The organism is Streptomyces sp. NPDC088915, from assembly GCF_044749825.1.
Taxonomy (GTDB): Bacteria; Actinomycetota; Actinomycetes; order Streptomycetales; family Streptomycetaceae; genus Streptomyces.
Window position 1 is genome coordinate 253,064 of sequence record NZ_JBIVIR010000007.1, and the last position, 22,612, is coordinate 275,675.

The window sequence follows — 22,612 nt, forward strand, 5'->3', positions numbered from 1 at the left end:
CGCCACGTGGACTTCGTCCGCGTCACGAGCATGAGCTGTCGACGCTCCGTCTGACCCCCACGGCCGCCCGGGCACCGGCCTTCCGCCTCCCGGTGGGCCCCCGGGCCTCCCGGGTCCTCCGGACCCGCCCGGCCTCCCAGACCTTCCGGGGTACCACTCCACCCACCCCTCCGGGTCCGTCACCGAGCCCCAGCAGACCGGCACCCGCGGCCCCCGCCCCACCCCCGGCGGACGCCCCGGGCACCCGTAGACCCCGCGGACACCTCATGACCAGCAGCTCGTACTCCTCGCAGCTCCCCATCGTGGACCTCTCCGCCGCCGACCGCGGCCCGCAGGCCCGGAGGCTGCTCCACGCCCAGCTCCACTCGGCCGCCCACGACGTGGGCTTCTTCCAGCTCGTCGGGCACGGGGTGACCGAGACCGAGACGCGGGCCCTCACCTCCGCCATGCGCGCCTTCTTCGCGCTGCCCGAGGCCGACCGGCTCGCCCTCGACAACGTCAACTCGCCGCACTTCCGCGGCTACACCCGCATCGGCGACGAGCGCACCCGGGGAGCCCGGGACTGGCGCGACCAGCTGGACATCGGCGCCGAGCGCCCCGCGCACGCCCCCGCGCCCTGGGAGGCCCCGTACTGGTGGCTCGAAGGCCCCAACCAGTGGCCCGAGGCCCTCCCCGAGCTGCGCGCCGCCGCCCTGCACTGGATCGACCGCCTCAGCGGCGTCGCCGCGCGCCTCCTGCACGAGCTGCTGGCCTCGATCGGCGCGCCCGAGGACTTCTACGACGACATCTTCGGCCCGCACGCCCACCCGCAGCTCAAGCTGGTCCGCTACCCGGGCAGCAGCGGCGAGGGCGACGACCAGGGCGTGGGCGCCCACAAGGACTACGGCTTCCTCACCCTGCTGCTCCAGGACCAGGTGGGCGGGCTCCAGGTCCAGAGGGAGGACGGGAACTTCCACGACGTGCCGCCGCTGCCGGGCGCGTTCGTCGTCAACCTGGGCGAGCTGCTCGAAGTGGCCACCGACGGCTACCTGATCGCCACCAACCACCGGGTGGTCTCCCCGCCCGGCGCGACGGAACGGTTCTCCGTCCCGTTCTTCTACAACCCGCGGCTCGACGCCCGGATCGCCCCGCTGGACTTCCCGCACGCCTCCACGGCCCCGGGCGTCACCACGGACCCGGCGAACCCGCTGTTCGCCGAGTACGGGCGCAACGCCCTGAAGGGGAAGCTCCGCGCCCACCCGTCGGTGGCGGCCCGCCACCACGCGGAGCTCCTGCCGCACCCCGAGGGTCAGCCGGCGATGTCGGCGTAACCCTCGATGTCGCGCGGGTCCCGGCGACCGGGGCCCGTGTAGCGGGCCGAGGGGCGGACCAGGCGGCCGGTGCGCTTCTGCTCCAGGATGTGCGCCGACCAGCCGGCCGTGCGGGCGCAGGAGAACATCGAGGTGAACATGTGCGCCGGGACCTCGGCGAAGTCGAGGACGATGGCCGCCCAGAACTCCACGTTCGTCGCCAGGACGCGGTCGGGGCGCCGGTTGTGCAGCTCCTCCAGGGCGGCCTTCTCCAGGGCCTCCGCGACCTCGAAGCGCGGCGCGGCCAGCTCCTTGGCCGTACGGCGGAGCACGCGCGCACGGGGGTCCTCGGCGCGGTAGACGCGGTGGCCGAAGCCCATGAGCCGCTCACCCTTGTCGAGGGCCTGCTTCACGTACGCGGTGGCGTCGCCGGTCCGCTCGATCTCCTCGATCATGCCGAGGACGCGGGAGGGCGCGCCGCCGTGCAGCGGGCCGGACATGGCGCCGACGGCGCCGGAGAGGGCGGCGGCCACGTCGGCGCCGGTGGAGGCGATGACGCGGGCGGTGAACGTGGAGGCGTTCATGCCGTGCTCGGCGGCCGAGGTCCAGTACGCGTCGACGGCCTTGACGTGCTTCGGGTCGGGCTCGCCGCGCCAGCGGATCATGAACCGCTCGACGATGGACTGGGCCTTGTCGATCTCGCCCTGCGGGACCATCGGCAGGCCCTGGCCGCGCGCGGACTGCGCGACGTACGAGAGGGCCATGACGGCGGCGCGGGCGAGGTCGTCGCGGGCCTGCTCGGGCGAGATGTCCAGGAGCGGTTTGAGGCCCCAGACGGGCGCGAGCATGGCGAGCGCGGACTGCACGTCGACGCGGATGTCACCGGAGTGGACCGGGATCGGGAACGGCTCGGCGGCGGGCAGGCCGGGGTTGAAGGCGCCGTCGACCAGCAGGCCCCAGACGTTGCCGAACGAGACGTGGCCGACGAGGTCCTCGATGTCGACGCCGCGGTAGCGGAGGGCGCCGCCCTCCTTGTCGGGTTCGGCGATCTCCGTCTCGAACGCGACGACTCCCTCAAGTCCGGGTACGAAGTCGGACATCAGGCGGCTCCTCTATCGATGATCGATCAACCGAGTTGGTCGATGGCGGGAATCAACAGTCATCCAGCCGAAGAGTCTGTACGGTTCCGATGATGCGGGGAAGCGTGACATCCGGCACACTCCGTCGATCCGGGGGAGAGGGTTGGGCGGCTCCGGTGCCGGGCAGACTGGCCCGCTGTCGCAGAATGGGCCCGTGACCGATCCCGTGAACGATGCAGCGAGCGACGATCCCGCGCACTGTCCGGCGACCCGTCCGGCGGCCGGCGGGGTCCCGGACCCCGCCGAGATGCGCGAGCAGTACCGCACCACGGAGCTGTCCCCGGCCGACCTCGCGCCCGAACCGGTCGCGCAGTTCGCGCGCTGGTTCAAGGAGGCGGCGGAGGACCCGGCGGTCCACGAGCCGAACGCGATGGTCGTCTCCACCGCGACCCCCGACGGCCGCCCGTCCTCCCGGACGGTCCTGCTCAAGCACTACGACGAGGCCGGCTTCGTCTTCTTCACCAACTACGACTCCCGCAAGGGTCGGGAGCTGGCGGCCAACCCGTACGCCTCGCTGCTCTTCCCCTGGCACCCGGCGGCCCGCCAGGTCGTCGTCACGGGCCGGGCCGTCCGCGTCGGGCGCGAGGAGACGGTCGCGTACTTCCGCACCCGCCCGCACGGCTCCCGGCTCGGCGCCTGGGCCAGCCCCCAGTCCTCGGTGATCGCCTCCCGCGAGGACCTCCTCGCCCGCTACGACGAGCTGGCCGCCCGCTACCCCGAGGACGCCCAGGTCCCGGTCCCCCCGCACTGGGGCGGCTTCCGCGTCGTCCCGGACGCGGTCGAGTTCTGGCAGGGCCACGAGAACCGCCTCCACGACCGCCTGCGCTACGTCCGCGAGGACGACTCCTGGCGCGTGGAGCGCCTGGCCCCGTAAAGCCCCCGGAAACCCCCCGGGGGCCCGTACACGCAGACGACCCGTGAGCCTTGGTCCCGTCCGCCCAGGCGCCTGGGTCGGACGGGAGCCGGCCGGACTTACCGGCGGCTCACGGGTCGGGTGACTGCGTTGGTCTTCGGCAGACTGGCCTGCCGAGGTGCACAGAGTGCGACGGCAGGCCTTAGCCCGCAGTCACCTCACGAGTCCGAAAAGAAACCATTTTTTCGGATCACCTCCTTTCGCGTGTACCCCCACACTAGGCACCGTCCCGATCCCCTTCAAGGGATTTATTCGCGCCGTCGAAGGGGCTCGAACTCCCGGTCCCGTTCGTTTCCGGCAGGAAACAATGTGGGCGAAGGTGGTGTGCCCTGCGTCACGTTCCAGTTGAATGGTCCACAGCATGGGGGGTGTCGGGTGAGTGCTTTCGCGGAGTCCACGAGTGAGACCGCTTCCGTTCCCGGGGCGGGGGCCGATCTGCTGGCCGCGCTGCTCGACGGGATGGACGCGGCGCTCTGTGCCTTCGACGCCGACGGGACGGTCACGCACTGGAACCGGGAGGCCGAGCGGATCCTCGGCTGGTCCGCCGGGGAGGCCGTCGGGCGGCGCGGGTTCGAGGGGTGGGCGGCGCGGAGCGCGGACGCCGAGGAGACCCTGGGGCGCCTGATGGGGGCCATGAAGGGGCCCGGCCGGCAGGTCCACGAGTTCGTGCTCCTCCGCAAGGACGGCGGGCGGGTGCTCGTGCGCAGCCAGGCGGCCGGGGTGCGCGGCGCGGACGGCGCGCCCGCCGGGGTGTACTGCGCGTTCAGCGAGGTCCACGTCCAGCTCGACCTGGAGCGGTCGGTCGCCCTCAGCGAGGCCCTGTTCGACGACGCCTCCTGGGGCGTCGTCCTGGTCGACGCCGACCTGCGCCCCGCCATGGTCAACGCCCACGCGGCCCGGTCCTTCGGCGCCGGGCGCACCACCCTGCTCGGGCGCCCCCTCGGCGACGTCGTCGTGCACGGCGTCGAGGAGCTGGAGGCCGCCTTCCAGCACGTCCTGGCGGAGGGCACCCCGCCCGCCCCCGCCGAGGTGTGGGTGACGCTGCGGACGCCCTCGGGGGAGCGGCGCCGGTGCTGGCGCAGCGGTTTCCTGCGGCTCGCCTCCCCCATGACGGAGGCGGCGGTCCCGCTGGGGGTCGCCTGGCTCTTCCAGGACGTGACCGAGGAGCGGCTCGCGGCGCGGGAGGCGGACCGGCTGCGGTTCCGGTGGAGCCAGCTGCACCGGGCGGGCGCGGCGGCGGCCGAGTGCGAGGACCCGGCGGAGGCGGCGACGGTCCTCCTGGAGTTCGCCCTGGCCGGGTTCGCGGACCACGCCCTGGTGGACCGGGTAGCGGGCGACCGGCGCCTGACGCGCGCCCTGGCCGTTCCGGCGTCCGTCCCCGGCCCGTCCTCCCCGTCCGTGGGCGGCGGCATCCCGCTGCGGTACGGGCCGAGGCACCCGGCGCTCCAGGCCTGGGACCGGGTGGGCGCGGTCCGGGCGAGCGCGGGCCGTACCGCCGAGGTGTGGGCGGAGGCCCACCAGTGGCCCGGCGACGCGGCCCACTCCCTGTGCGTGGTGCTGCGCTCCCGGGGCCGGACGCTCGGCGTCCTCACCTTCCTGCGGGCCGCCTGCCGCCCGGCCTTCGAGCGCGAGGACGTGGTCTTCGCGGAGTCGGTGGCGACGGGGGCGGCGGCGTTCCTGGCGCTGGGGGACGGGCGCGGAGACGGGGACGGGCCCCCGGCGGCGTACTGACCGGGGGCCCGTTCTTCGTGGGGGGTTCGCGTGCGTACGGGTCACGTCCTACTCCGGGTCGCGCCGGAACGCGGCCGTCGACCAGCGGTAGCCGAGCACGGTGAGGGCCAGGGACCAGGCGACGGCGAGCCAGCCGTTGTGGCCGATCTCGGTGCCGAGCAGCAGGCCGCGCAGGGTCTCGATGGCCGGCGTGAAGGGCTGGTACTCCGCGACGGGCCGGAACCAGCCGGGCATCGAGTCCAGCGGCACGAAGGCGCTGGAGATCAGGGGCAGCAGGATCAGGGGCGTGGCGCTGTTGCTGGCGCCCTCGGCGTTGGGGCTGGCCATGCCCATCCCGACCGCGATCCAGGTGAGCGCGAGGGCGAAGAGCCCGATCAGGCCGAGGGCGGCCAGCCACTCCAGGACGGTGGCGTCGGTGGAGCGGAAGCCGATGGCGAGGCCCACGGCGCCGACGAGGAGGACGCTGGCGAGCGACTGCATCACGCTGCCGACCACGTGCCCGACGAGGACGGAGCCGCGGTGGACGGCCATGGTGCGGAAGCGGGCGATGATCCCCTCGTTCTTGTCCATGGCCACGGACACGGCGGCGCCGACGACGGTGGAGCCGATGGTCATGAGCAGGATGCCCGGGACGACGTAGGCGATGTAGGCGTCGCGGCCCCCGCCGCCGGCCAGGCCCGCGCTCATCGCGTCGCCGAAGACGTAGACGAACAGCAGCAGGAGCATCACCGGCGTGAGCAGCAGGTTCAGGGTGAGGGAGGGGTAGCGGCGCACGTGCAGGAGGTTGCGGCGCAGCATCGTGGACGAATCGCGCACGGCGAGGGCGAAGGTGCTCATCGGACGGTCTCCTCGGTCTGGGTGGGCCGGCTGTCGTGGGCGTTCTGGGCGGGGACGTCGGCGGTGCCGGTGAGGGCGAAGAAGACGTCGTCGAGGTCGGGGGTGTGCACGGTCAGTTCGTCGGCCTCGATGCCGGCCGTGTCCAGCCGGTCCAGGACGGTGCGCAGGGCGCGCTGGGTGCCGTCGCTGGGGATCTGGAGCGTGAGCCCCTCGTCGTCCGTGGTGGCTCCGCGCAGCTCCGCGGCGGCGGCGCGGTAGGCGACCGGGTCGGAGAAGCGCAGCCGCACGTGTCCTCCGGGAATCAGCCGCTTGAGCTCCTCGGCGGTGCCCTCGGCGGCGATCCTCCCGTCGTGCAGGACGGCGATGCGGTCGGCAAGCTGGTCGGCCTCCTCCAGGTACTGGGTGGTGAGGAAGACGGTGGTGCCGCCGGCGACCAGTTCGCGGACGATCTGCCACATGGTGTGCCGGGAGCGGGGGTCGAGGCCGGTGGTGGGCTCGTCGAGGAAGATGATCCGCGGGGCGCCGACCAGGGTCATGGCGATGTCCAGGCGGCGCTTCATGCCGCCGGAGTACCCGGCGGCGGGCTTCTTCGCCGCCTCGACGAGGTCGAAGCGCTCCAGGAGTCCGGCGGCGACCCGGCGTCCCTCCTGCTTGGAGAGGTGGTGCAGGTCGGCCATCAGGAGCATGTTCTCCTCGCCGGTGATCAGGCCGTCGACGGCGGAGAACTGTCCGGTGACGCCGATCGCGGCCCGTACCGCCTGCGGATCGGCGGCCAGGTCGTGGCCGCCGACCCGCAGGTCACCGGCGTCGGCGGTGACGAGGGTGGAGAGGATCTTGACGGCGGTGGTCTTGCCGGCGCCGTTCGGGCCGAGCAGGGAGAAGACCGTTCCTTCGGGGACGGCGAGGTCGACGCCGTCGAGCACGACCTTGTCCCCGTAGGACTTGCGCAGCCCGTTCGCCGCGATGGCCAGGTCGGTCATGGTGATGCTCCTTCGGGAGGGACGCGGGAGAGGACGGTGGAGCAGGGGGCTCAGAGGCTGCGGGCGGTGATGTCGCCCCGGGTGGTGGTCGCCCGGATGGCGAGCACGGTGGTGCCGTCGTTCTTCAGCTCGTTGCCGACGCGGCCGAGGGTGGTGCCCGCGTCCAGGGAGGCGGAGACCCCGGCGGCGGCGCCGACCGCGATGTCGCCGTCCTGGGTGCGGAGGACGACCTCGCCCCGTACGGCCTCGGCGATCCGGATCGAGCCCCGCGCGGTGGTGATCTCGGCGGGGCCGTTCAGCCGGCCGACCTCGACGTCGCCGTCGGTGGCGGTGAGGTGGACGGTCGCGGCCTCGTCGATCTTGATCCGCCGGTACGCGCCGTCGAAGGAGACGTCGCCGAGGCGGCCCACGGCCCGGAACTCGGTGGCGGCCGCCCTCGCCTCGACGCGGGAGCCGGTGGGCACCCGGACCGTCACCTCGACGGATCCGGAGGGGCCGAAGTTCCCCTTCTTGGCGGGGACTTCGATCCGCAGGACGCCGTCGGCGCACGCGACCGCCGTCTGCTCGGCGGCCTTCGCGTCGCGGCTCTTGGCGGGGTTCGCGGGGAGGACCTCGACCACGGTGTCGTCGCGGTCGGCGGCGATGACCTGGATCCGTCCGGCGGGGACGTCGAGGACGGTGGTGATCGGGGCGGGGGTGGCGAAGGTCTGCATGGTGGGTGCTCCTCGGTCCGCGCCGTCTCCGGCGCTTCCGTCGTTTCCGATGTAGGAAAAGCTACGTTGCGTTCGAGAACCTGGCAACAAGTTAGTTGCGTAGAAAGTGCATCACCGCAGCTCAGATCAGCTAAATCGTTGCACTGGAGATGTATTTAACGCAACGTCAGACGGCGCGTGCATTGCAATGAGATGAAGCTGAACGCTATGCTGGGGGCCTCAGGGAACGAAGGAGGCCGTGATGCCGGGAGGCAGGCTCACTCAGCAGGACCGTCAGCGGATCGCGCTGGGGCTGGCCGAAGGCCTCGCCTACGCGGAGATCGCCAGGGGCCTGGACCGCCCGACCTCGACGGTCACGCGCGAGGTGATGCGCAACGGCGGCCCCGCCGGGTACCGCGCGGACCTCGCCCACCGCGCAACGGAGCAGCGCGCCCACCGGCGCAAGCCCGCCGCGCCGCCCCGGGGCGCCGCCGAGCCGGCCCCCCAGCCGCACGGGCGCGACCCCGAGGCCGTGCGGGCGTACGAGGAGCTGTTCACCACCGTCATGATGCAGTCGGGCCTGCCCAAGATGATGTCCCGGGTGATGGTCGCGCTGCTCCTGACCGACGCCGGCAGCCTGACGGCGTCCGAACTCGCCCGGCACCTCCAGGTCAGCCCGGCGACCGTCTCCAAGTCGATCGCGTTCCTGGAGAGTCAGACCCTCATCCGCAGGGAGCGCGACGAACGCCGCCGCGAGCGGTACGTCGTCGACGCCGACGTCTGGTACCAGTCGATGGCCGCCAGCGTCCGGTCCCTCGTCGACCAGGGCGAACTCGCCCGGCAGGGCGTCGGCGTCCTCGGCCCCGGCACCCCGGCCGGCGCCCGCCTGGAGAACGTCGCCCGCTTCCTCGACTTCGTCGCCGAGAGCCTCGCCCGCGCCGCCGAGCAGGCCCGCGAGGTCCTCTCCACGAAGCCGGACCGGGACGAGGAGGCCGACGCCTGACGAGGTGTCACCCTCCCCGTGCACCCACTTTTTTGTGGGTACTTGTCGGTGCCCGCCGCCCGGGAGAACCTGGTGGCGGGCCCGGACGAGGAAGGAGGGAGCGGGGCCTCAGGAAGCGGTCCGCGCTTCCGTGAGCCGGTCCAGGCGCCGGTGGCCCCAGTCCGACAAGGGGCCGAGCAGTCCGGACAGTTCGCGTCCGAAGTCCGTCAGCGAGTAGACCGTCTTCGGCGGCAGGACGTCGTGCGCCTCGCGGTGCACGAGACCGTCCTCCGCCATCTCCCGCAGCGCCTGGGACAGCACCTTCTCGCTGAGCCCGGGGAGCTTGCGGCGCAGTTCGCCGGGCCGGTGCGGCCCGGACTCCAGCAGCCACAGCAGCGACGTCTTCCACTTGCCGTCGATCACGGAGATCGCGGCCGTGACGCCGCAGACGTCCGTGTCCTGGGTCCGGCGGCTCGCCATGCGCACCCCTCTCCTCGCTCGGTCACCCGCGTACGCGCCCGATGGGACGCGCACGCACCCGATGACGTTGATGACATCGATGACAAAGGAAACACACCCATGCCTTCTTCCCCCGAGCAGCACCCCTCCCGCCCCGCCGTCACGGTCCTCGGCCTCGGTCCGATGGGCCGCGCGCTGGCCGGCGCGTTCCTGGACGCCGGGGTGCGGACCACCGTGTGGAACAGGACCCCGGGCCGGGAGGGGGACCTCGCCGCGCGGGGTGCGCTCGTGGCCGCGAGCGCCGAGGAGGCGGTCGCCGCGAGCCCCCTGACGGTGATCTGCCTGGTCAACTACGACGCCACCGACTCCGTACTGCGCCGGCCGGCCGTCACGGACGCGCTCAAGGGGCGGACGGTGGCGAACCTGAGCGCCGACGTCCCGGGGCGGTCGCGCGACACCGGCCGCTGGGCGGCGGAGCACGGCGTCGGCTACCTGGACGGCGCCGTCATGACCCCGGCCCCGACCATCGGATCGCCCGAGGGCGTCTTCCTGTACGCCGGTCCCGAGCCGCTCTACGTCGAACACCGGCCGGTGCTCGACGCACTGGGCGGCTCCCACACGCACCTGGGCGAGGACATCGGCCGGGCCGCCGCGTACGACGTCGCGCTGCTCGACCTCTTCTGGACGTCGATGACGGGGTACGTCCACGCCCTCGCGCTCGCCCGGGCGGAGGGGATCACGGCCCGGGAGTTCGCGCCGTTCGCGGCGGGCATCGCGACGATCCAGCCGCCGCTGTTCGAGGAGTGGGCGGGGGACGTGGACGAGCGTACGTACCCGGGCACGATCAACCCGCTCACCTCGGGTCTTTCGACCATGGAGCACGTCGTGCACGCCGCCGAGGACCACGGCCTCGACGCGAGCGTCATGCGCGCCGCCGCGGCCCTGACCCGCCGCGCCTTGGACCGGGGCCACGGCGCCGACGGCTTCACCCGCGTGACGGAGCTGCTGGACCTGCGCTGAGGGGGGCGGCCGGGGGCGGGGACACCGGGTTGCCGCCCCGCACCGGTCACCCCGGTCACCGCCGGTAGAAGATCCGGTCCCCGTACTCCGTCATCACGCGCCCGTTCCACTCGTGCCCGCCGTCCACGTTCCCCGAGCGCAGCAGCGGCGGCTCGATGCCGCGCCGGACGAGCTCCTCGGCGGCGGCGGCGAGCGTGGCCTGCATGAGGGCGCTGGTGACGACGGTGGACGCGGGCGCGAAGGGGGCCTCGATGCCCTCGTGCGTCAGCTCCGCGTCCCCGACGGCGATCCGGGAGTCGAGGACGACGTCGCAGTGGTCCTTGAGGTACGTCCCCGAGACGTGCCGGGACTTCGTCTCCGTCGCGTACGCCACCGAGGTGACCCCGATGACGGTGAGGCCGAGCGCGCGGGCGTTCATGGCCATCTCGACGGGCAGGGCGTTGCGCCCGGAGAGGGAGATGATGATGAGGACGTCCCCGGCCTTGGCGGGGGAGGAGTCGAGGACCGCGCCCGCGAGGCCGTCGACCCGCTCCAGGGCGGAGCCGAGCGTGGCCGGCATGACGTCGACGCCGACGACGCCGGGGACGGCGAGCAGGTTCATGAGGGCCAGGCCGCCGGCCCGGTAGACGACGTCCTGCGCGGCGAGGGAGGAGTGGCCCGCGCCGAAGGCGAAGAGCCGGTTGCCGTTCGCGACCGCCTCGGCGATCGCCTCGCCGGCGGCCGCGATCTCGGCGGAGTCCCCGTCGCGCACCTCCTGGAGCAGGCCGATCGCGGCGTCGAAGAACTGTCCGGCCAGCTTGCTCTCGCCCATCGCGGCGACTCCTTCTCGTCGTGGTCGCCGCTCACGGTGCGGTCTGGACCATTGCTCTGTCAATACCGCCGCACCCGGGTGAGGCCCGGTTGTCGGTCCGATGCGTCAGAATTGGTGCAGGGCCAGCGCACGACTCATCGAGGGGCACGTATGTCCGGACTGATCGACACCACGGAGATGTATCTCCGCACCATCCTCGAGCTCGAGGAGGAAGGCGTGGTCCCCATGCGCGCCCGGATCGCCGAGCGGCTCGACCAGAGCGGTCCCACGGTGAGCCAGACGGTGGCCCGGATGGAGCGCGACGGCCTGGTGGCCGTGGCGAGCGACCGCCACCTGGAGCTCACCGACGAGGGCCGCCGCCTCGCCACCCGCGTGATGCGCAAGCACCGTCTCGCGGAGTGTCTGCTCGTCGACGTGATCGGCCTGGAGTGGGAGCAGGTGCACGCCGAGGCCTGCCGCTGGGAGCACGTGATGAGCGAGGCCGTGGAGCGGCGGGTCCTGGAGCTGCTGCGCCACCCGACGGAGTCGCCGTACGGGAACCCGATCCCGGGTCTGGAGGAGCTGGGCGAGAAGGCGGAGGCCGAGGCCTTCCTCGACGACTCGATGGTCTCCCTGGCGGACCTGGACGCGAGCGGCGGCAAGACCGTGGTCGTGCGCCGGATCGGCGAGCCGATCCAGACGGACGCCCAGTTGATGTACACCCTGCGGCGCGCGGGCGTGCAGCCCGGCTCCGTGGTGTCCGTCTCGGAGTCGGCGGGCGGCGTCCTGGTGGGCAGCAGCGGCGAGGCCGCCGAGCTGGACCCGGAGGTCGCGGCGCACGTCTTCGTCGCGAAGCGCTGAGCCGGGGCTCCACCGGAGGGCGGTGGAGTGACGCGCGGGGCCGCCCCGGACCGAAGGGTCCGGGGCGGCCCTTTCGCGTGCGCGGCGGTTTCGCGTGCGCTGCTGTACGGAGATGCCGGGGCGGACCCGGGCGGCCGGGGGCGGTCGGGGGCGGGTCCGAGCGCCGGAGGTGGGCCCGGGCGACCGGGGCGAGCCCGGGCGGCCGAGGCGGCCCTTTCGCGTGCGCGGGGCCTTCGCGCGTGCGCGCGGCCGTACGGAGATGCCCCGAGCGGCCCGGAGTGGACCCGGGCGACCGGGGGCGGACCCGGGCGGTCGGGGTGGGCCCGAGCGCCTGGGGTGGGCCTGGTGGCCGGAGGCGGACCCGAGCCGCCCGCGCGGCGGTGACACCGCCCCGGTTTACGTCGGAATGGCCACGCCCGCCCCTTCGGCGTGCCACGCTGGTAGGAGCCGGGTGCGGAGGGGTGGGGGCCATGAGGGCGACGGACGACGCCACCGACGACAGAGGACCCCGACGCCCGTGGGCGCCGGGGTCTGTCCTCCCCGGTCATGACCTGGAGCCCCGAGCTCTCAAGGTCATTCCCCTCGGACCGTTTTTCCCCGAGCGGTCCGCCTCCCGCTCAAGATCTCCCCTCGGCAGCGCCCGTCAATCCTTGAGGGCTGTCACTCGAACGAGGGGTGTTGTGTGGCAGGAGAGCATTTTCGAATGCGAGTTCGATACTCTGGCGAGGTTCGACGGAAAAGAGGGGGTGCCGGAGACATGGCGCGACGACTCGACGTCACCGGGGCCGACGGCGTCCGGCTGACGGCCTGGGACCACACGCCCGGACCCACGGGCGACGGCATCACGGGCAGCGGCGCCACGGGCCGGGGCGGCGCCCCTGTCCAAGGCGCCCCCGCGCAAGGCGCCCCCGCCACCCCCGCCCCCGGCGTCGCGGGCATCGTCCCGCAGCCCGGTCCCGGTCGGGGCGCGGTTCCGCGTCCGGGTGGCCGTCCCGCCCCGGAGGCGCCCGCTCCGGACGCCCACCGGGCCCCCGCCCCCGGCGTGTTACTCCTCCACGGACTGATGGGCCACGCCGGCCACTGGGCCCGCGCCGCGAGCCGCCTCACCGGCGGGCACCGGCTCGTCGCCCTCGACCAGCGCGGCCACGGGAGCAGCGGGAAGCCCGCCGCCGGACCGTTCACGCGCGAGGCGTACGTGGCGGACGCCGCCGCCGTCGTCGAGCAGCTCGGCCTCGGCCCCGTGACCCTGATCGGCCACTCCATGGGCGCCCTGACGGCCTGGCAGCTCGCCGCCGAGCGCCCGGACCTCGTCCGCGCCCTCGTCATCTGCGACATGCGCGCCTCCGCGCTCGGCGCGGCCTCGCAGCGCGCCTGGCAGGACTGGTTCCGGTGCTGGCCGGCGCCCTTCCCGTCCCTGGAGGCGGTCCACCGCTGGTTCGGCGACGAGGACCCCTGGGTGGAGACCCCGAATCCGGCCCGGGGCGCCTTCTTCGCCGAGGTGATGACCGAGCACGCCGACGGCTGGCGCCCGGTGTTCGACCCGGAGCAGATGCTGACCTCCCGCGAGACCTGGGTCCACGACGCCCACTGGGACTCGCTGGCCCAGGTCCGCTGCCCGACCCTCGTCGTCCGGGGCCTGGACGGCGAACTGGGCCGCGCCGAGGCCCAGGAGATGGTCCGGGTCCTCCCCCACGGGGAGTACGCGGAGATCCCCGACGCCGGCCATCTCCTCCACTACGAGCACCCGGACGCGTGGCGCGAGGCCGTGGAGCCCTTCCTGAACGGGGTCCTCACCCCGTAGAGCCGGACGGGCGGGCCGTCCCCGCTACTGCGGCACCGCCACGTGCGCCTCCATGGGCGTGGTGGTCGGCGTGTAGCGGGAGGCGGCGGACGCGGTCGGGATCAGGTCCTTGTGGATCGCCTTGGACACGGCCTGGATCGTGGTCACGCCGTAGTTCATCGTGCTGTTGCCGTCGGTGAGCACGGAGACGGTGTAGTCGTGGCCGGCGCCCTTGAAGGTGCCGATGCTGTGCACGCGCCAGCCGCGGGTGGCGCGCTGCAGCCAGCCGTTCTTGACGTGCACGGACACCGAGGAGGGGGCGCCGGCCGGGGTGCCCCACCGCTGCGAGGTGACGACGCCGCCCATGAGCTTGAGGACGTAGGCGCGGGCGTTGTCGCTCAGGACGGTGTTCTTGGCGGTGAGCAGGGAGAGCAGGCGCTGCTCGTCGGTGACGTTGATCCGGGTGAGCCCCCAGTAGCCGTCGGCGCCCGGCACCGTGTTCGTCATGCCGGCGGCCTTCAGGAAGCCCTTCACCTTGGTGAGGCCGAGCTGCTTCCACAGGGTGGTGGTGGCCGCGTTGTCGGACTTGGTGATCATGGCGGTGGCGAGGCCGGTCTCGCGCGAGGTCAGGTACCGGTTGGTCTTCTTGGCGTCCCACAGGAGCGTGGCGAGGACGGTCACCTTCACGACGCTGGCCGAGTCGTACGCGGTCGTGGCGCGCAGGGTGCAGGTGGTCTTCGTGGTGCGGTCGTACAGGCCCACGGCGACGGTGCCGGAGCGCCCGGCGAGGGCGGCGGTGATGTCCTTCTGGAGCTTGGCGGCGAGCCCGGCCTTGCCCGACGTGCAGGCGACCTTCGGCGCGGGGGCGGCGGAGGCGGGTGCCGCGCCCGCGACGACGGACACGAGCACCCCGGCCGCGGCCGCGACCGTGAGCACGCGGGCACGCAGGGATATGTGACGATTCATGTGGATTCCCCCTGGAAACGAAACGAACACGCCTGCGACGTGTTCGCCTTGTACGACTCCCGGGGGTGCGGATGGTTGTACGAATTCGGGGAAATCGAGGGGCCGCCCGCTTCAGGAGCGGCCCCCGTCGTGCTTCGTGCCTCAGAAGCGGGCCCCGTGCCTCGGAAGAGGAACTCGTGCCTCAGAAGAAGGTCTTGAAGCGGGTGGAGTCGCTGCGCAGCGGCAGCGTGGAGGCCGGCTCGAAGGGGCGGGTGGTGCTGTTGGTGCCGTGGTAGAGCGCGGAGCCGGAGGGGCCGACGGCGTAGAGACCGGCCACGCCCTTGGCGTCGACGCCGCCGGGGATGACGTGGCTGTACTTCTGCCAGCCGCCGCCGACCTCGCGGCGGGCGGTGAAGGTGCCGTCGCCCTTGCCGAGGTAGAGCCAGAGGACGCCGTTCCCGTCGCGGGCCACGAGGTCGCCCCCGGGGGCCCCGGCGATGTTCCCGGGAGCGGTCAGCAGGTTGTAGGCGCCCCACCCGCCGCCGATCTTCGTGCGGGCCTTGAAGGGGGCCTCGGCGTCGCCGGTGGAGGCGTAGAACCACAGGACGCCCGAGGTGTCGGTCGCGAGGAGGTCGCCGCGGCCGTCGCCGTTCAGGTCCGAGCCGCCGACCAGCTTGTCGTAGATCTGCCAGCCGCCGCCGACCTTCGTGCGCGGCAGCAGCTTCTGCCCCTCGCCCCGGTGGAGCCAGAGCACGCCGTCGCGGTCCCGCCCCACCACGTCGTGCGCGGCCGAACCGGCCACGTTCCCGGGCGAGGCCATCAGCGTGTACGTGTTCCACCCGGTGCCCAGCAGGTCGGGCGCGGGGTCGCGGACGACCGGCTTGCAGCCCTCCTCGTGGCAGTCGCGGTCCTTCATGGCGTTCAACTGGTCGAGGTCGTAGGCCAGGAGGTTGCCGGAGCCGTCGCGGACGAGGGCGTCGGCGCCGGTGTTGTCGTTGAAGTCGCGGGCCGCGCCGGTGCCGCGCCGCACGGTGGTGGTGCCGGTCGCGACGGCCGCGGGGCCGACGCCGTGCGCCGGGCGGGCGCTCATCTTCCACGTGTAGGCGCCGTTGTACGCGCCGATCACCTGGTCGAGGTAGCCGTCCCAGCCGATGGAGGTGTCGTAGTAGCTCCAGAGCGACACCTTGCGGCCCGTGGCCACGTGGGTCAGTTCGAGGGAGACGCCCAGGTCCGGGTGGTTGGTCTGCCAGGTCACCCGCGGGTCGGTGCCGTCGAAGCGGTACGTGTCGGGCACGTTCGCCTTCTCCAGGACCATCTCCAGCGGGACCCGCCCGCCCCCGATCATGGTGGCCGCCGGGGTGCCGCTCGCGTCGAGCGCGACGCGGAAGACCCCGGTGCCCTGCGCGAAGGTGCCGCCGGTCACCAGGAACGTGCCGTCCCCCGTCGGGGCCACGTCGCCCGCGAGGTCGAGGAGCGGGACCTTCCGGTCGCCCTCCGGGGAGACGAGGACGACCGGGCTGTTCGGGTACGTGACGCCGTCGACCGTCTTGGCGTCGGTGACCGCCAGCCAGTCGCCGCCCAGGACCGCCCGTGCGCGGTAGGGGAGCGTCCTGCCCTGCTTGGTCGCGCGGTCGACGATCCTGGTCCGGCCGAGCCCGTCCTCCCAGAGCACGCGGTCGGGCGTGACCTGGCCGAAGCGGCTGTACTGGCCCAGCTCGTACCACTCGGTGACGGCGGCCGTGGCCACGTCGACCACGGCGAAGCCGAAGCCGTCGGTCGCCGAGGAGACCTGGAGGCCGAGCGTGCCGGGCGAGGTCCCGTAGAACGTCCAGGGGACCGCCCCGGCCGGCAGCCCGGTCACCTTGCGGTCGACGACCTCGCCGTCGGGCGTCGTCCGGCCGACGAGGTGGAGCTCCTTGGTCGTGGTGTCGACCATGACGAGCGTCGAGCCGTTGACCTCGCGCAGCTCGTACGGGGAGTCGATGACGACCGGCTCGCCGCCCCGCGCCATGTCGTGGACGGTGTGGCGGGTGCCCTTGCTCACCACGACGACGTCGGACTCGGCGGAGCCCCGGTGGGTGACCCCGTCGCCCCCGGGGAAGGCGGTGGTGGCGCCGTCCGCGTACCGCGTCCAGACGGCGCCGTCCTCCTGCCGGGAGAGGAAGCCGGTGGGACCGGCGGTCTCGGCGGAGTCGGCCGGGAAGAGGACGGCCTTCGGCGCGACGGCCGACGGCGCGGTCACGGCACCCGTGGCCGCCGTCGCCGGAGCGGCGAGCACTCCGGTGGTGACGGCCAGGGCGACGGCGACGGCGACCGTCAGCCGGTTCCGGGTGGTGCGGGCACGGGACACGCGGGGCCTCCTTGAGGAGCGGATGGGAGCGGGTGCGGCGAAGAGCGCCGCACTGCCCTCAAGACACCCGGGCGGAACCGATGGTTGCACCATCCTTCAGGAGCCGTTCCCTCCTCTTACGGGAGGCGGGTGCGGTCGCCGTCGTCCGTACGCCGTCACACGCCGGAGACGAACGCGGCCCAGGCGGCGGGGGAGACCTCGAAGGAGGGGAGGTCGGTGTCCTTGGAGTCACGGACGTGGACGGAGTGGGCGCAGGCGGCGACCTCGACGCAGTTGCCGCCCTGCTCGCTGCTGTAGGAGGACTTGGTCCAGTGGAGGTCGGTGCTCATAGCTCTCGTGCCACCTGTTCGATGAGTTTGTAGGACTCTCCCGGGCTGAAGGCCTGCGCGCGCAGGGTTCCGAAGCGCGCGAACGCATCTCCCAGCTCGGGCTGTTCCGTCAGAAAGTACCGGCCGCTCAGCCCTTCCACGTAGACCAGTTGACTGCTTCGTTCGGCCGTCTCCAGCAGGATGAACGGCCCGCTGAGCCCGGCGTGGGTCTCGCAGTCCTCCGGCATGACCTGGATCTCGACGTTGCGCAGTTGGCTGATCTCCAGGATGTGCAGGAGGTTTCTCTTGAGGCACGGGCGGCCCCCGATGGGGCGTTTGAGCGCGCTCTTCTCCAGGACGAACCGGATCAGGGGGAGCGGCCTGCGGTGGAACACCTCGTGCCTGTTCATCCGGGCCGCGACCATGGCCTCCACCTCCTCGTCCTCCCACGGCGGGCTGGCGCAGCCGAAAACCGCGCGCGCGTACTCCGGGGTCTGTAGCAGTCCGGGAACGAGCTGGTTCTCGTATGCCTGGATGCTCGCGGCCTTCGCCTCTTCCGCCAGGTAGTCCTCGAACCACGCGGCCATCGCGCTGATCGTCACGTCCTTCGCGACGACCAGAAGTGCACCTTGTGCACCCAGCAGTCCATCCGCGATCTCGACGAAGTCGCCTCTGGCCCGCCGCTCCCCGCGCTCGATCATGGCCACCTGGGACTTGGAATAACCGGTTCTCTGGCCCAGCGCCTCCTGTGAGATCCCCGTCCGCTCGCGGTGGAAGCGCAGGAGCGTGCCGAAGGCCTTCGCGGCCCCTGCGGTCTTCTTCTTCTCTCTGTTCACACCCGACCTCCCGAGTGCACAGTCCTGCACAACCGGACTGTGTCGCTGGTCACAGGAGACCACGCCCACGAAGCTGGCCGCATGAATCTGCGCAAGCCGCTTGACAGCGCGCCCACTTGGGTCCCCGCAACCGGACACGCCCTCCGCCACGCGGGCGTGCACTTCGACGCCGTACGGATCGGGGGGTTCCTCGGGGAGGACGTGGCGTACCGCCTGATGGCGTTCACGGACTTCCAGGCGGGGCCGATCGTCCGGGAGGCGAAGGGCGCGCGGAACCTGTACTTCCTGCTGCCGCCCCGTACGGCGGCGGCGTACGCCTGGCCCGCTCCGGCGCGGGCGCTCAGCGGCAACGGCAGGGGCGAGGCGTACGTGGGGATCCCGGCGCTGCACGGGGCGACGTGGCCGCTGGACTGGAGGTCACGTCCGACGTTCGAAGATCCGTTCGTGGAGCCGGAGTTGTTGCATCGGTTCGTGAAATCTGCTGTACGGTAAATATGTCGTCACGCTCTGTGAAAAGAGCGGCCCCCGAGGGTGCTGGAACACACCTCGGGGGCCTTCACTTCTGGCCCACCAAAGAAAGAAACCAGAAATGCTTCGTCATGCTATCGCTCCCGTTCGATCGTTCACCAAGGCATCGAACGAACTCGTACGCCATCGGCACCTGAACAGCGACGCCAAGCTCCTCCTCCTCTACGTGCAGGGCCTCCCCGAGTCCGAGGCCGCCAAGCCGCTCGGGGAGCACGCGGACGAACTGGGCCTGCGGCCCCGGGAGTACCAGCGGGCGAAGAAGGCGCTGACGGCGGGCGGGTTCCTGCACGAGTGGAAGGTGCAGAGGCGAGACGGTCGTTGGAGCACCCAGCAGGTCCTCTCCAACATCACCCTCACGCGTGAAGAGGCGTCGGCGATCCGGAGCGGCGCACCGGCACGGAAGGCGGAGGATCCGGAAGGTCCGGGTGGTGCGAACCCGACGGTCGGTCCGCCGACGTCACCGGAACTCGGTCGCTCAAACCCCAAGGACGAAGACTGGGGGAAGACTTCTTCCCACCCACCCACCGAAGAGCCCGCCGCCGAGGCTTCCGCCGCCGAAGAGCCCGCCGTCGAGGAGCCCGCCGTCGAGGAGCCCGTCGCCGAAGAGCCCGCCGTCGAAGAGCCCGCCGCTGAGGGGCCCGCTCCCGAAGTCGCGACGGCCGAGCGCCTGTTGCTCTCCCTCCGGCACCAGAGCCGGGACCTGCTGCTCGGCGTCCGGGAGGCCCGGGGCCTGGCCGAGGCGGCGGCGGAGTGGCTGCGGCGCGGGGTGTCGGTCGCGGAGCTGCGGCACGCCCTGACGTCCCACCTGCCCGTCGACGGCGTGCGGTCGGCGGTCGGGTTCCTCCGGCACCGGCTGACGGTGAAGCTCCCGGAGCGCCCCTCGGCGCCGGCCGTGGCCGCCCCGGCCGGGGGCGGGATCGTGATCTGCGAAGGGCCGGGCAGGGAACACACCTTCCGGCAGGTGGCCGACGAGACCCGCTGCGGCCCCTGCCGCCGGGAACGGGCCCGTACGCGGACCGAACCGGTCGGCGGGCCGGTGTCCTGGCGGGACCACTTCGACAAGGTCGCCCAGGGGCTCATCACCTGAGCCGTACGGTGGTGCGGAGGAGGGCGGCGGCGGCACGGCAGCGGCGCGGCGGCGGCGCGGAAAGAATTTCCGAGAAAAGTCGCCGCCGGATGTAGAAGGCTCGTGTCCGGCTCCGACTGAGGGGTGACAGCGCGCCGACGGGGCGCGCGGGACCGAGGGGACACCCGGGATGAAGTACGTCGCGATGATCTACGGCAACCAGGCCAAGTGGGACTCCTTCCCGGCCGAGGCGTGGCCGGAGGCGATCGCCAAGCAGGAGGCGTTCAACCGGAAGTACCGCGAGAGCGGTGAACTCCTCGGCGCCTACGGCCTGGCGGACGCGGCCGCCGCCCAGCTCGTGCGCCGCGAGGACGGCGTCCCGGCGGTCACCGACGGGCCGTACCTGGAGACCAAGGAGTACATCGCCAGCTTCTACATGCTCGACTGCGACAGCCTGGAGCGGGCGCAGGCGATCGCCGCGGACATGCCGTTCGCGGACGTGGAGCCGGTGGAGCTGTGGCCGGTGCTGCACGAGTCCGCGGCGGACGCGTGACCACCACGCACCCCGCCGTCGAGGACCTGCTGCGCGAGCTGGCGCCGCAGGTCCTCGGCGCGCTCGTGCGCCGGTACGGCGTCTTCGACGCGTGCGAGGACGCGGTCCAGGAGGCCCTGCTGGCCGCCGCCCTGCAGTGGCCGGAGGCCGGCGTCCCGGACAACCCCCGGGGCTGGCTGGTCACCGTCGCCTCCCGCAGGCTGGTCGACCAGGTCCGCAGCGACAGCGCCCGGCGGCGCCGCGAGGACGCCCTCGCGCTCGCGACTCCGCAGGCCGCGCTGCTCGACCGCGCCGCCGACGCCGTGCCCGAGGGGGACCGGGACGACTCGCTGGCCCTGCTGTTCCTGTGCTGCCACCCCGCGCTGTCCCCGGCCGGCCGGGTCGCGCTGACCCTGCGCGCGGTCGGCGGCCTGACCACCGCGCAGATCGCGGCGGCCTTCCTGGTGCCCGAGGCGACCATGGCCCAGCGCGTCAGCCGCGCCAAGCAGACCGTCAAGGCGTCCGGGATCCCCCTGGCCGTGCCGGAGGGGGCCGACCTCACCGAGCGGTCGGCCGAGGTGCGGCACGTGCTCTACCTGGTCTTCAACGAGGGGTACACCGCCACGGGCGGCGCCGATCTGACCGTGCCGGAGCTGTCCACCGAGGCGATCCGGCTCACCCGGATGCTGCACCGCCTGACGCCCGGCGACACCGAGACCGCCGGGCTCCTCGCGCTGATGCTGCTGACCGAGGCGCGCCGCCCCGCCCGTACGACCCCGACCGGGGAGCCGGTGCCGCTGGCCGAGCAGGACCGCGGCCGGTGGGACCGGCGGCTCGTCGCCGAGGGGGTCGAGCTCATCAGCCGGACGCTGCCGCGCGGCCGGGTCGGGCCGTACCAGCTCCAGGCCGCCGTCGCGGCCGTGCACGACGAGGCCGGGGACGCCGGTGCCACCGACTGGCCCCAGATCCTCGCCCTGTACGACCTCCTGGAACGGTTCGGGCCGAACCCGGTGGTGACCCTCAACCGCGCGGTCGCCGTCGCCATGGTCCACGGCCCGGCCGCCGGACTCGCCCTGGTCACCGCGCTGGAGGCCGACAAGCGCATGGCCCGCCACCACCGCCTGCACGCCACCCGCGCCCACCTCCTGGAGCTCCTCGGGGAGCACGGGGCCGCGGCGGCCTCCTACCGCGAGGCCGCCCGCCGCACCACCAGCGCCCCCGAGCGCCGCCACCTCACCGCCCGCGCCCACCGCCTGGAGACCCCGGCATGACCGAAGACCACCGTGAACCGGCCCTGAGCGTGGGGGCCGAGGACACCGAGCTCGGCGCGTACCTGGAGGCGCGGCTCGACGCGTACAACCTCGCGGCCACCGGCACCACCCCCGACGACCGGGGCGAGCTGTCGGTGAAGGCCGTCGACGCGGAGGGCGTGCTCGTGGGCGGCCTGACGGCCTCGACCTGGGGCGGGCTGCTCTCCGTCGACCTGCTGTGGGTGCGGGAGGACAGCCGCCACGACGGCTGGGGGAGCAGGCTCCTGCGCGCCGCCGAGGCCGAGGCCCGCCGCCGGGGCTGCGACCGGGCCTGCGTCTCCTCGTACACCTTCCAGGCCCCGGGCTTCTACGAGCGGCACGGGTACGTGGAGAAGGGCCGCGTGCCCGGGGTGCCGGGCGGCGCGGAGGACGTCTACCTGTACAAGCCGCTCTAAGGGGCCGGGGGCCGGGTCCCCACCGCCCGCAGGAAGTTGTCCGCGAAGAGTTCGACGGCCTCCTCGTGCGAGGGCAGGTCCGTCACGGACAGGTGGGCGGCCGCCGGGCGCATGAGGAAGTGGGAGGCCAGGGGACCGAGCATCTGCTGCACGAGGAGCAGCGGGGGCAGGTCGCGGATGCGTCCGGCGGCGATCTCGCCGGTGAGCCAGGTCCCCACGCCCTCGACCATGCGCGAGAAGGCGTGCCGGAAGACGCCCTGGACGGCCGGGTCGTCGGGGCGCGCGAGGGCGTCGGCGAACATGGCGGGCACGACGCGCGGCTCGCGGACGAGGGCCTCGGTCAGCAGGCGGTAGAGCGTGCGGATCGTCTCCTGGAGGTCCTCGCGCGGCGCGGCGAGGACGGCCTCGACGTCCAGGATCGGGCTGTAGCGCTCGTACACGGCGTGCAGCAGGCCGTCCCGGCCGCCGAAGGCCGCGTACAGGCTGTGGACGGAGCACCGGGCGCCGTCGGCCACCCGTTCCAGCGTGGCCGCGGCGAGGCCGTGCTCGCTGATGAGGTCGGCGGCGGCGACCATGGCCCGCTCGCGGACCGGCTTCTGCCCGCCGGGGTCCACCCCGGCGGCGCGCACCGCCTCGTCCAGGGCGCGGCGGGAGCCCCCGAGGCGGCGCATCAGAGTGCTCCGGGAGATCCCGGCCTCCTCGGCGACCGCGATCAGGGGGACGTCGGCGACGGGGACGTCCCGGGTGCGCGCGACGCGCAGCGCGGCCCGCACCAGGTCGTCGGGGACGGCGTGGGATGACGAATCGCTGAGGTTTGACACATGGATAAGCCTACCCTGTAATCGTGTGTCATGCTGGATGTTCCGTCC

At 73.1% G+C, this 22,612-nt stretch carries 23 protein-coding genes; 12 read left to right on the top strand and 11 right to left on the bottom strand.

The features are described 5' to 3' along the window. The first annotated feature begins 266 nt into the window (after positions 1–266). On the top strand, positions 267–1,310 hold the full coding sequence (locus tag ACIP5O_RS15670) for an isopenicillin N synthase family dioxygenase (protein WP_401293300.1): 1,044 nt from the start codon (positions 267–269) through the stop codon (positions 1,308–1,310). Here the strand turns inward: ACIP5O_RS15670 and ACIP5O_RS15675 are convergent. Continuing rightward, positions 1,289–2,389, bottom strand: a complete 1,101-nt coding sequence (locus ACIP5O_RS15675) for a citrate synthase 2 (RefSeq protein ID WP_053644959.1) — start codon at positions 2,387–2,389, stop codon at positions 1,289–1,291. The two genes, ACIP5O_RS15670 and ACIP5O_RS15675, sit on opposite strands and share 22 nt — an antisense overlap. 286 nt (positions 2,390–2,675) lie before the next feature. Between ACIP5O_RS15675 and pdxH the strand changes: the two genes are divergently transcribed. Both pdxH and ACIP5O_RS15685 read left to right on the top strand, forming a co-directional pair. Beyond that, positions 2,676–3,302 (top strand): pyridoxamine 5'-phosphate oxidase, encoded by a 627-nt coding sequence (gene pdxH / locus ACIP5O_RS15680; protein WP_356543433.1) that lies wholly within the window; start codon positions 2,676–2,678, stop codon positions 3,300–3,302. A gap of 414 nt (positions 3,303–3,716) precedes the next feature. Next, positions 3,717–5,072 carry a PAS domain-containing protein gene (locus ACIP5O_RS15685; RefSeq protein WP_401293303.1) on the top strand — a complete coding sequence of 452 codons (1,356 nt, stop codon included), beginning with the start codon at positions 3,717–3,719 and terminating at the stop codon, positions 5,070–5,072. Positions 5,073–5,120: 48 nt separating this feature from the next. Here the strand turns inward: ACIP5O_RS15685 and ACIP5O_RS15690 are convergent, their stop codons facing one another. The 3 genes from ACIP5O_RS15690 to ACIP5O_RS15700 are packed head-to-tail and all read right to left on the bottom strand — an operon-like array spanning position 5,121 to position 7,602. Then, positions 5,121–5,909, bottom strand: a complete 789-nt coding sequence (locus tag ACIP5O_RS15690; RefSeq protein ID WP_401293306.1) for an ABC transporter permease — start codon at positions 5,907–5,909, stop codon at positions 5,121–5,123. Beyond that, the gene (locus ACIP5O_RS15695; RefSeq protein WP_401293310.1) at positions 5,906–6,889 is read right to left on the bottom strand and encodes an ATP-binding cassette domain-containing protein; all 984 of its coding nucleotides are present in this window, start codon (positions 6,887–6,889) and stop codon (positions 5,906–5,908) included. The genes ACIP5O_RS15690 and ACIP5O_RS15695 overlap by 4 nt, the downstream gene beginning before the upstream one ends. Before the next feature lie 50 nt (positions 6,890–6,939). Then, positions 6,940–7,602 carry a DUF4097 family beta strand repeat-containing protein gene (locus ACIP5O_RS15700; RefSeq protein ID WP_401293313.1) on the bottom strand — a complete coding sequence of 221 codons (663 nt, stop codon included), beginning with the start codon at positions 7,600–7,602 and terminating at the stop codon, positions 6,940–6,942. 241 nt (positions 7,603–7,843) lie between these two features. Here ACIP5O_RS15700 and ACIP5O_RS15705 point away from each other — a divergent pair, with 241 nt between their 5' ends. Beyond that, positions 7,844–8,584 carry a helix-turn-helix domain-containing protein gene (locus ACIP5O_RS15705; RefSeq protein WP_401293316.1) on the top strand — a complete coding sequence of 247 codons (741 nt, stop codon included), beginning with the start codon at positions 7,844–7,846 and terminating at the stop codon, positions 8,582–8,584. A 108-nt stretch (positions 8,585–8,692) separates the two neighbouring features. On the opposite strand, the gene ACIP5O_RS15710 is transcribed toward ACIP5O_RS15705, so the two are convergent. Then, positions 8,693–9,043, bottom strand: coding sequence for a winged helix-turn-helix transcriptional regulator (locus ACIP5O_RS15710; protein ID WP_401293318.1), 351 nt, complete (start codon positions 9,041–9,043; stop codon positions 8,693–8,695). A 99-nt stretch (positions 9,044–9,142) separates the two neighbouring features. Here ACIP5O_RS15710 and ACIP5O_RS15715 point away from each other — a divergent pair, with 99 nt between their 5' ends. Further along, positions 9,143–10,042, top strand: coding sequence for an NAD(P)-dependent oxidoreductase (locus ACIP5O_RS15715; protein WP_401293321.1), 900 nt, complete (start codon positions 9,143–9,145; stop codon positions 10,040–10,042). A gap of 55 nt (positions 10,043–10,097) precedes the next feature. On the opposite strand, the gene ACIP5O_RS15720 is transcribed toward ACIP5O_RS15715, so the two are convergent. Further along, complete coding sequence (locus tag ACIP5O_RS15720) at positions 10,098–10,853, bottom strand: SIS domain-containing protein (protein ID WP_125666281.1); 756 nt, start codon at positions 10,851–10,853, stop codon at positions 10,098–10,100. 150 nt (positions 10,854–11,003) lie between these two features. Between ACIP5O_RS15720 and ACIP5O_RS15725 the strand changes: the two genes are divergently transcribed. Next, positions 11,004–11,693 (top strand): metal-dependent transcriptional regulator, encoded by a 690-nt coding sequence (locus tag ACIP5O_RS15725; protein WP_030208665.1) that lies wholly within the window; start codon positions 11,004–11,006, stop codon positions 11,691–11,693. Positions 11,694–12,450: 757 nt separating this feature from the next. Beyond that, positions 12,451–13,494: an alpha/beta fold hydrolase gene (locus ACIP5O_RS15730; protein ID WP_401293325.1), complete on the top strand. Its 1,044-nt coding sequence runs from the start codon at positions 12,451–12,453 to the stop codon at positions 13,492–13,494. A 24-nt stretch (positions 13,495–13,518) separates the two neighbouring features. Here the strand turns inward: ACIP5O_RS15730 and ACIP5O_RS15735 are convergent, their stop codons facing one another. The 4 genes from ACIP5O_RS15735 to ACIP5O_RS15750 form a co-directional block, all read right to left on the bottom strand. Beyond that, positions 13,519–14,439 carry a serine hydrolase gene (locus ACIP5O_RS15735; protein WP_401293328.1) on the bottom strand — a complete coding sequence of 307 codons (921 nt, stop codon included), beginning with the start codon at positions 14,437–14,439 and terminating at the stop codon, positions 13,519–13,521. Between the two features lie 181 nt (positions 14,440–14,620). Then, a complete protein-coding gene (locus ACIP5O_RS15740) occupies positions 14,621–16,768 on the bottom strand; it encodes a hypothetical protein (RefSeq protein WP_401293331.1) in 2,148 nt (715 codons plus the stop codon). 155 nt (positions 16,769–16,923) lie between these two features. Continuing rightward, positions 16,924–17,097, bottom strand: a complete 174-nt coding sequence (locus tag ACIP5O_RS15745) for a DUF397 domain-containing protein (RefSeq protein WP_401293333.1) — start codon at positions 17,095–17,097, stop codon at positions 16,924–16,926. After that, the gene (locus ACIP5O_RS15750; RefSeq protein ID WP_401293336.1) at positions 17,094–17,912 is read right to left on the bottom strand and encodes a helix-turn-helix domain-containing protein; all 819 of its coding nucleotides are present in this window, start codon (positions 17,910–17,912) and stop codon (positions 17,094–17,096) included. Before ACIP5O_RS15750 ends, ACIP5O_RS15745 begins: the two co-directional genes overlap by 4 nt. A gap of 81 nt (positions 17,913–17,993) precedes the next feature. Between ACIP5O_RS15750 and ACIP5O_RS15755 the strand changes: the two genes are divergently transcribed. The 5 genes from ACIP5O_RS15755 (at position 17,994) to ACIP5O_RS15775 (ending at position 21,743) form a co-directional block, all read left to right on the top strand. Beyond that, positions 17,994–18,404: a hypothetical protein gene (locus ACIP5O_RS15755; RefSeq protein WP_401293339.1), complete on the top strand. Its 411-nt coding sequence runs from the start codon at positions 17,994–17,996 to the stop codon at positions 18,402–18,404. Between the two features lie 97 nt (positions 18,405–18,501). Further along, positions 18,502–19,527 (top strand): hypothetical protein, encoded by a 1,026-nt coding sequence (locus ACIP5O_RS15760; RefSeq protein ID WP_401293342.1) that lies wholly within the window; start codon positions 18,502–18,504, stop codon positions 19,525–19,527. A gap of 169 nt (positions 19,528–19,696) precedes the next feature. Continuing rightward, the gene (locus tag ACIP5O_RS15765; protein WP_401293344.1) at positions 19,697–20,059 is read left to right on the top strand and encodes a YciI family protein; all 363 of its coding nucleotides are present in this window, start codon (positions 19,697–19,699) and stop codon (positions 20,057–20,059) included. Further along, positions 20,056–21,309, top strand: a complete 1,254-nt coding sequence (locus tag ACIP5O_RS15770) for an RNA polymerase sigma factor (protein WP_401293346.1) — start codon at positions 20,056–20,058, stop codon at positions 21,307–21,309. Before ACIP5O_RS15765 ends, ACIP5O_RS15770 begins: the two co-directional genes overlap by 4 nt. Next, a complete protein-coding gene (locus ACIP5O_RS15775; RefSeq protein WP_401293349.1) occupies positions 21,306–21,743 on the top strand; it encodes a GNAT family N-acetyltransferase in 438 nt (145 codons plus the stop codon). Before ACIP5O_RS15770 ends, ACIP5O_RS15775 begins: the two co-directional genes overlap by 4 nt. On the opposite strand, the gene ACIP5O_RS15780 is transcribed toward ACIP5O_RS15775, so the two are convergent. Then, positions 21,740–22,564 carry a TetR/AcrR family transcriptional regulator gene (locus ACIP5O_RS15780; RefSeq protein ID WP_401293352.1) on the bottom strand — a complete coding sequence of 275 codons (825 nt, stop codon included), beginning with the start codon at positions 22,562–22,564 and terminating at the stop codon, positions 21,740–21,742. The two genes, ACIP5O_RS15775 and ACIP5O_RS15780, sit on opposite strands and share 4 nt — an antisense overlap. Positions 22,565–22,612: the final 48 nt, after the last annotated feature.

Coding starts and splice junctions, on each gene's coding strand:
- ACIP5O_RS15695 (WP_401293310.1), bottom strand. CDS start 6,889: ATGACCGACCTGGCCATCGCGGCGAACGGGCTGCGCAAGTCCTACGGG.
- ACIP5O_RS15755 (WP_401293339.1), top strand. CDS start 17,994: ATGAATCTGCGCAAGCCGCTTGACAGCGCGCCCACTTGGGTCCCCGCA.
- ACIP5O_RS15670 (WP_401293300.1), top strand. CDS start 267: ATGACCAGCAGCTCGTACTCCTCGCAGCTCCCCATCGTGGACCTCTCC.
- ACIP5O_RS15765 (WP_401293344.1), top strand. CDS start 19,697: ATGAAGTACGTCGCGATGATCTACGGCAACCAGGCCAAGTGGGACTCC.
- ACIP5O_RS15730 (WP_401293325.1), top strand. CDS start 12,451: ATGGCGCGACGACTCGACGTCACCGGGGCCGACGGCGTCCGGCTGACG.
- ACIP5O_RS15700 (WP_401293313.1), bottom strand. CDS start 7,602: ATGCAGACCTTCGCCACCCCCGCCCCGATCACCACCGTCCTCGACGTC.
- ACIP5O_RS15760 (WP_401293342.1), top strand. CDS start 18,502: ATGCTTCGTCATGCTATCGCTCCCGTTCGATCGTTCACCAAGGCATCG.
- ACIP5O_RS15705 (WP_401293316.1), top strand. CDS start 7,844: ATGCCGGGAGGCAGGCTCACTCAGCAGGACCGTCAGCGGATCGCGCTG.
- ACIP5O_RS15725 (WP_030208665.1), top strand. CDS start 11,004: ATGTCCGGACTGATCGACACCACGGAGATGTATCTCCGCACCATCCTC.
- pdxH (WP_356543433.1), top strand. CDS start 2,676: ATGCGCGAGCAGTACCGCACCACGGAGCTGTCCCCGGCCGACCTCGCG.
- ACIP5O_RS15745 (WP_401293333.1), bottom strand. CDS start 17,097: ATGAGCACCGACCTCCACTGGACCAAGTCCTCCTACAGCAGCGAGCAG.
- ACIP5O_RS15675 (WP_053644959.1), bottom strand. CDS start 2,389: ATGTCCGACTTCGTACCCGGACTTGAGGGAGTCGTCGCGTTCGAGACG.
- ACIP5O_RS15710 (WP_401293318.1), bottom strand. CDS start 9,043: ATGGCGAGCCGCCGGACCCAGGACACGGACGTCTGCGGCGTCACGGCC.
- ACIP5O_RS15715 (WP_401293321.1), top strand. CDS start 9,143: ATGCCTTCTTCCCCCGAGCAGCACCCCTCCCGCCCCGCCGTCACGGTC.
- ACIP5O_RS15775 (WP_401293349.1), top strand. CDS start 21,306: ATGACCGAAGACCACCGTGAACCGGCCCTGAGCGTGGGGGCCGAGGAC.
- ACIP5O_RS15720 (WP_125666281.1), bottom strand. CDS start 10,853: ATGGGCGAGAGCAAGCTGGCCGGACAGTTCTTCGACGCCGCGATCGGC.
- ACIP5O_RS15690 (WP_401293306.1), bottom strand. CDS start 5,909: ATGAGCACCTTCGCCCTCGCCGTGCGCGATTCGTCCACGATGCTGCGC.
- ACIP5O_RS15735 (WP_401293328.1), bottom strand. CDS start 14,439: ATGAATCGTCACATATCCCTGCGTGCCCGCGTGCTCACGGTCGCGGCC.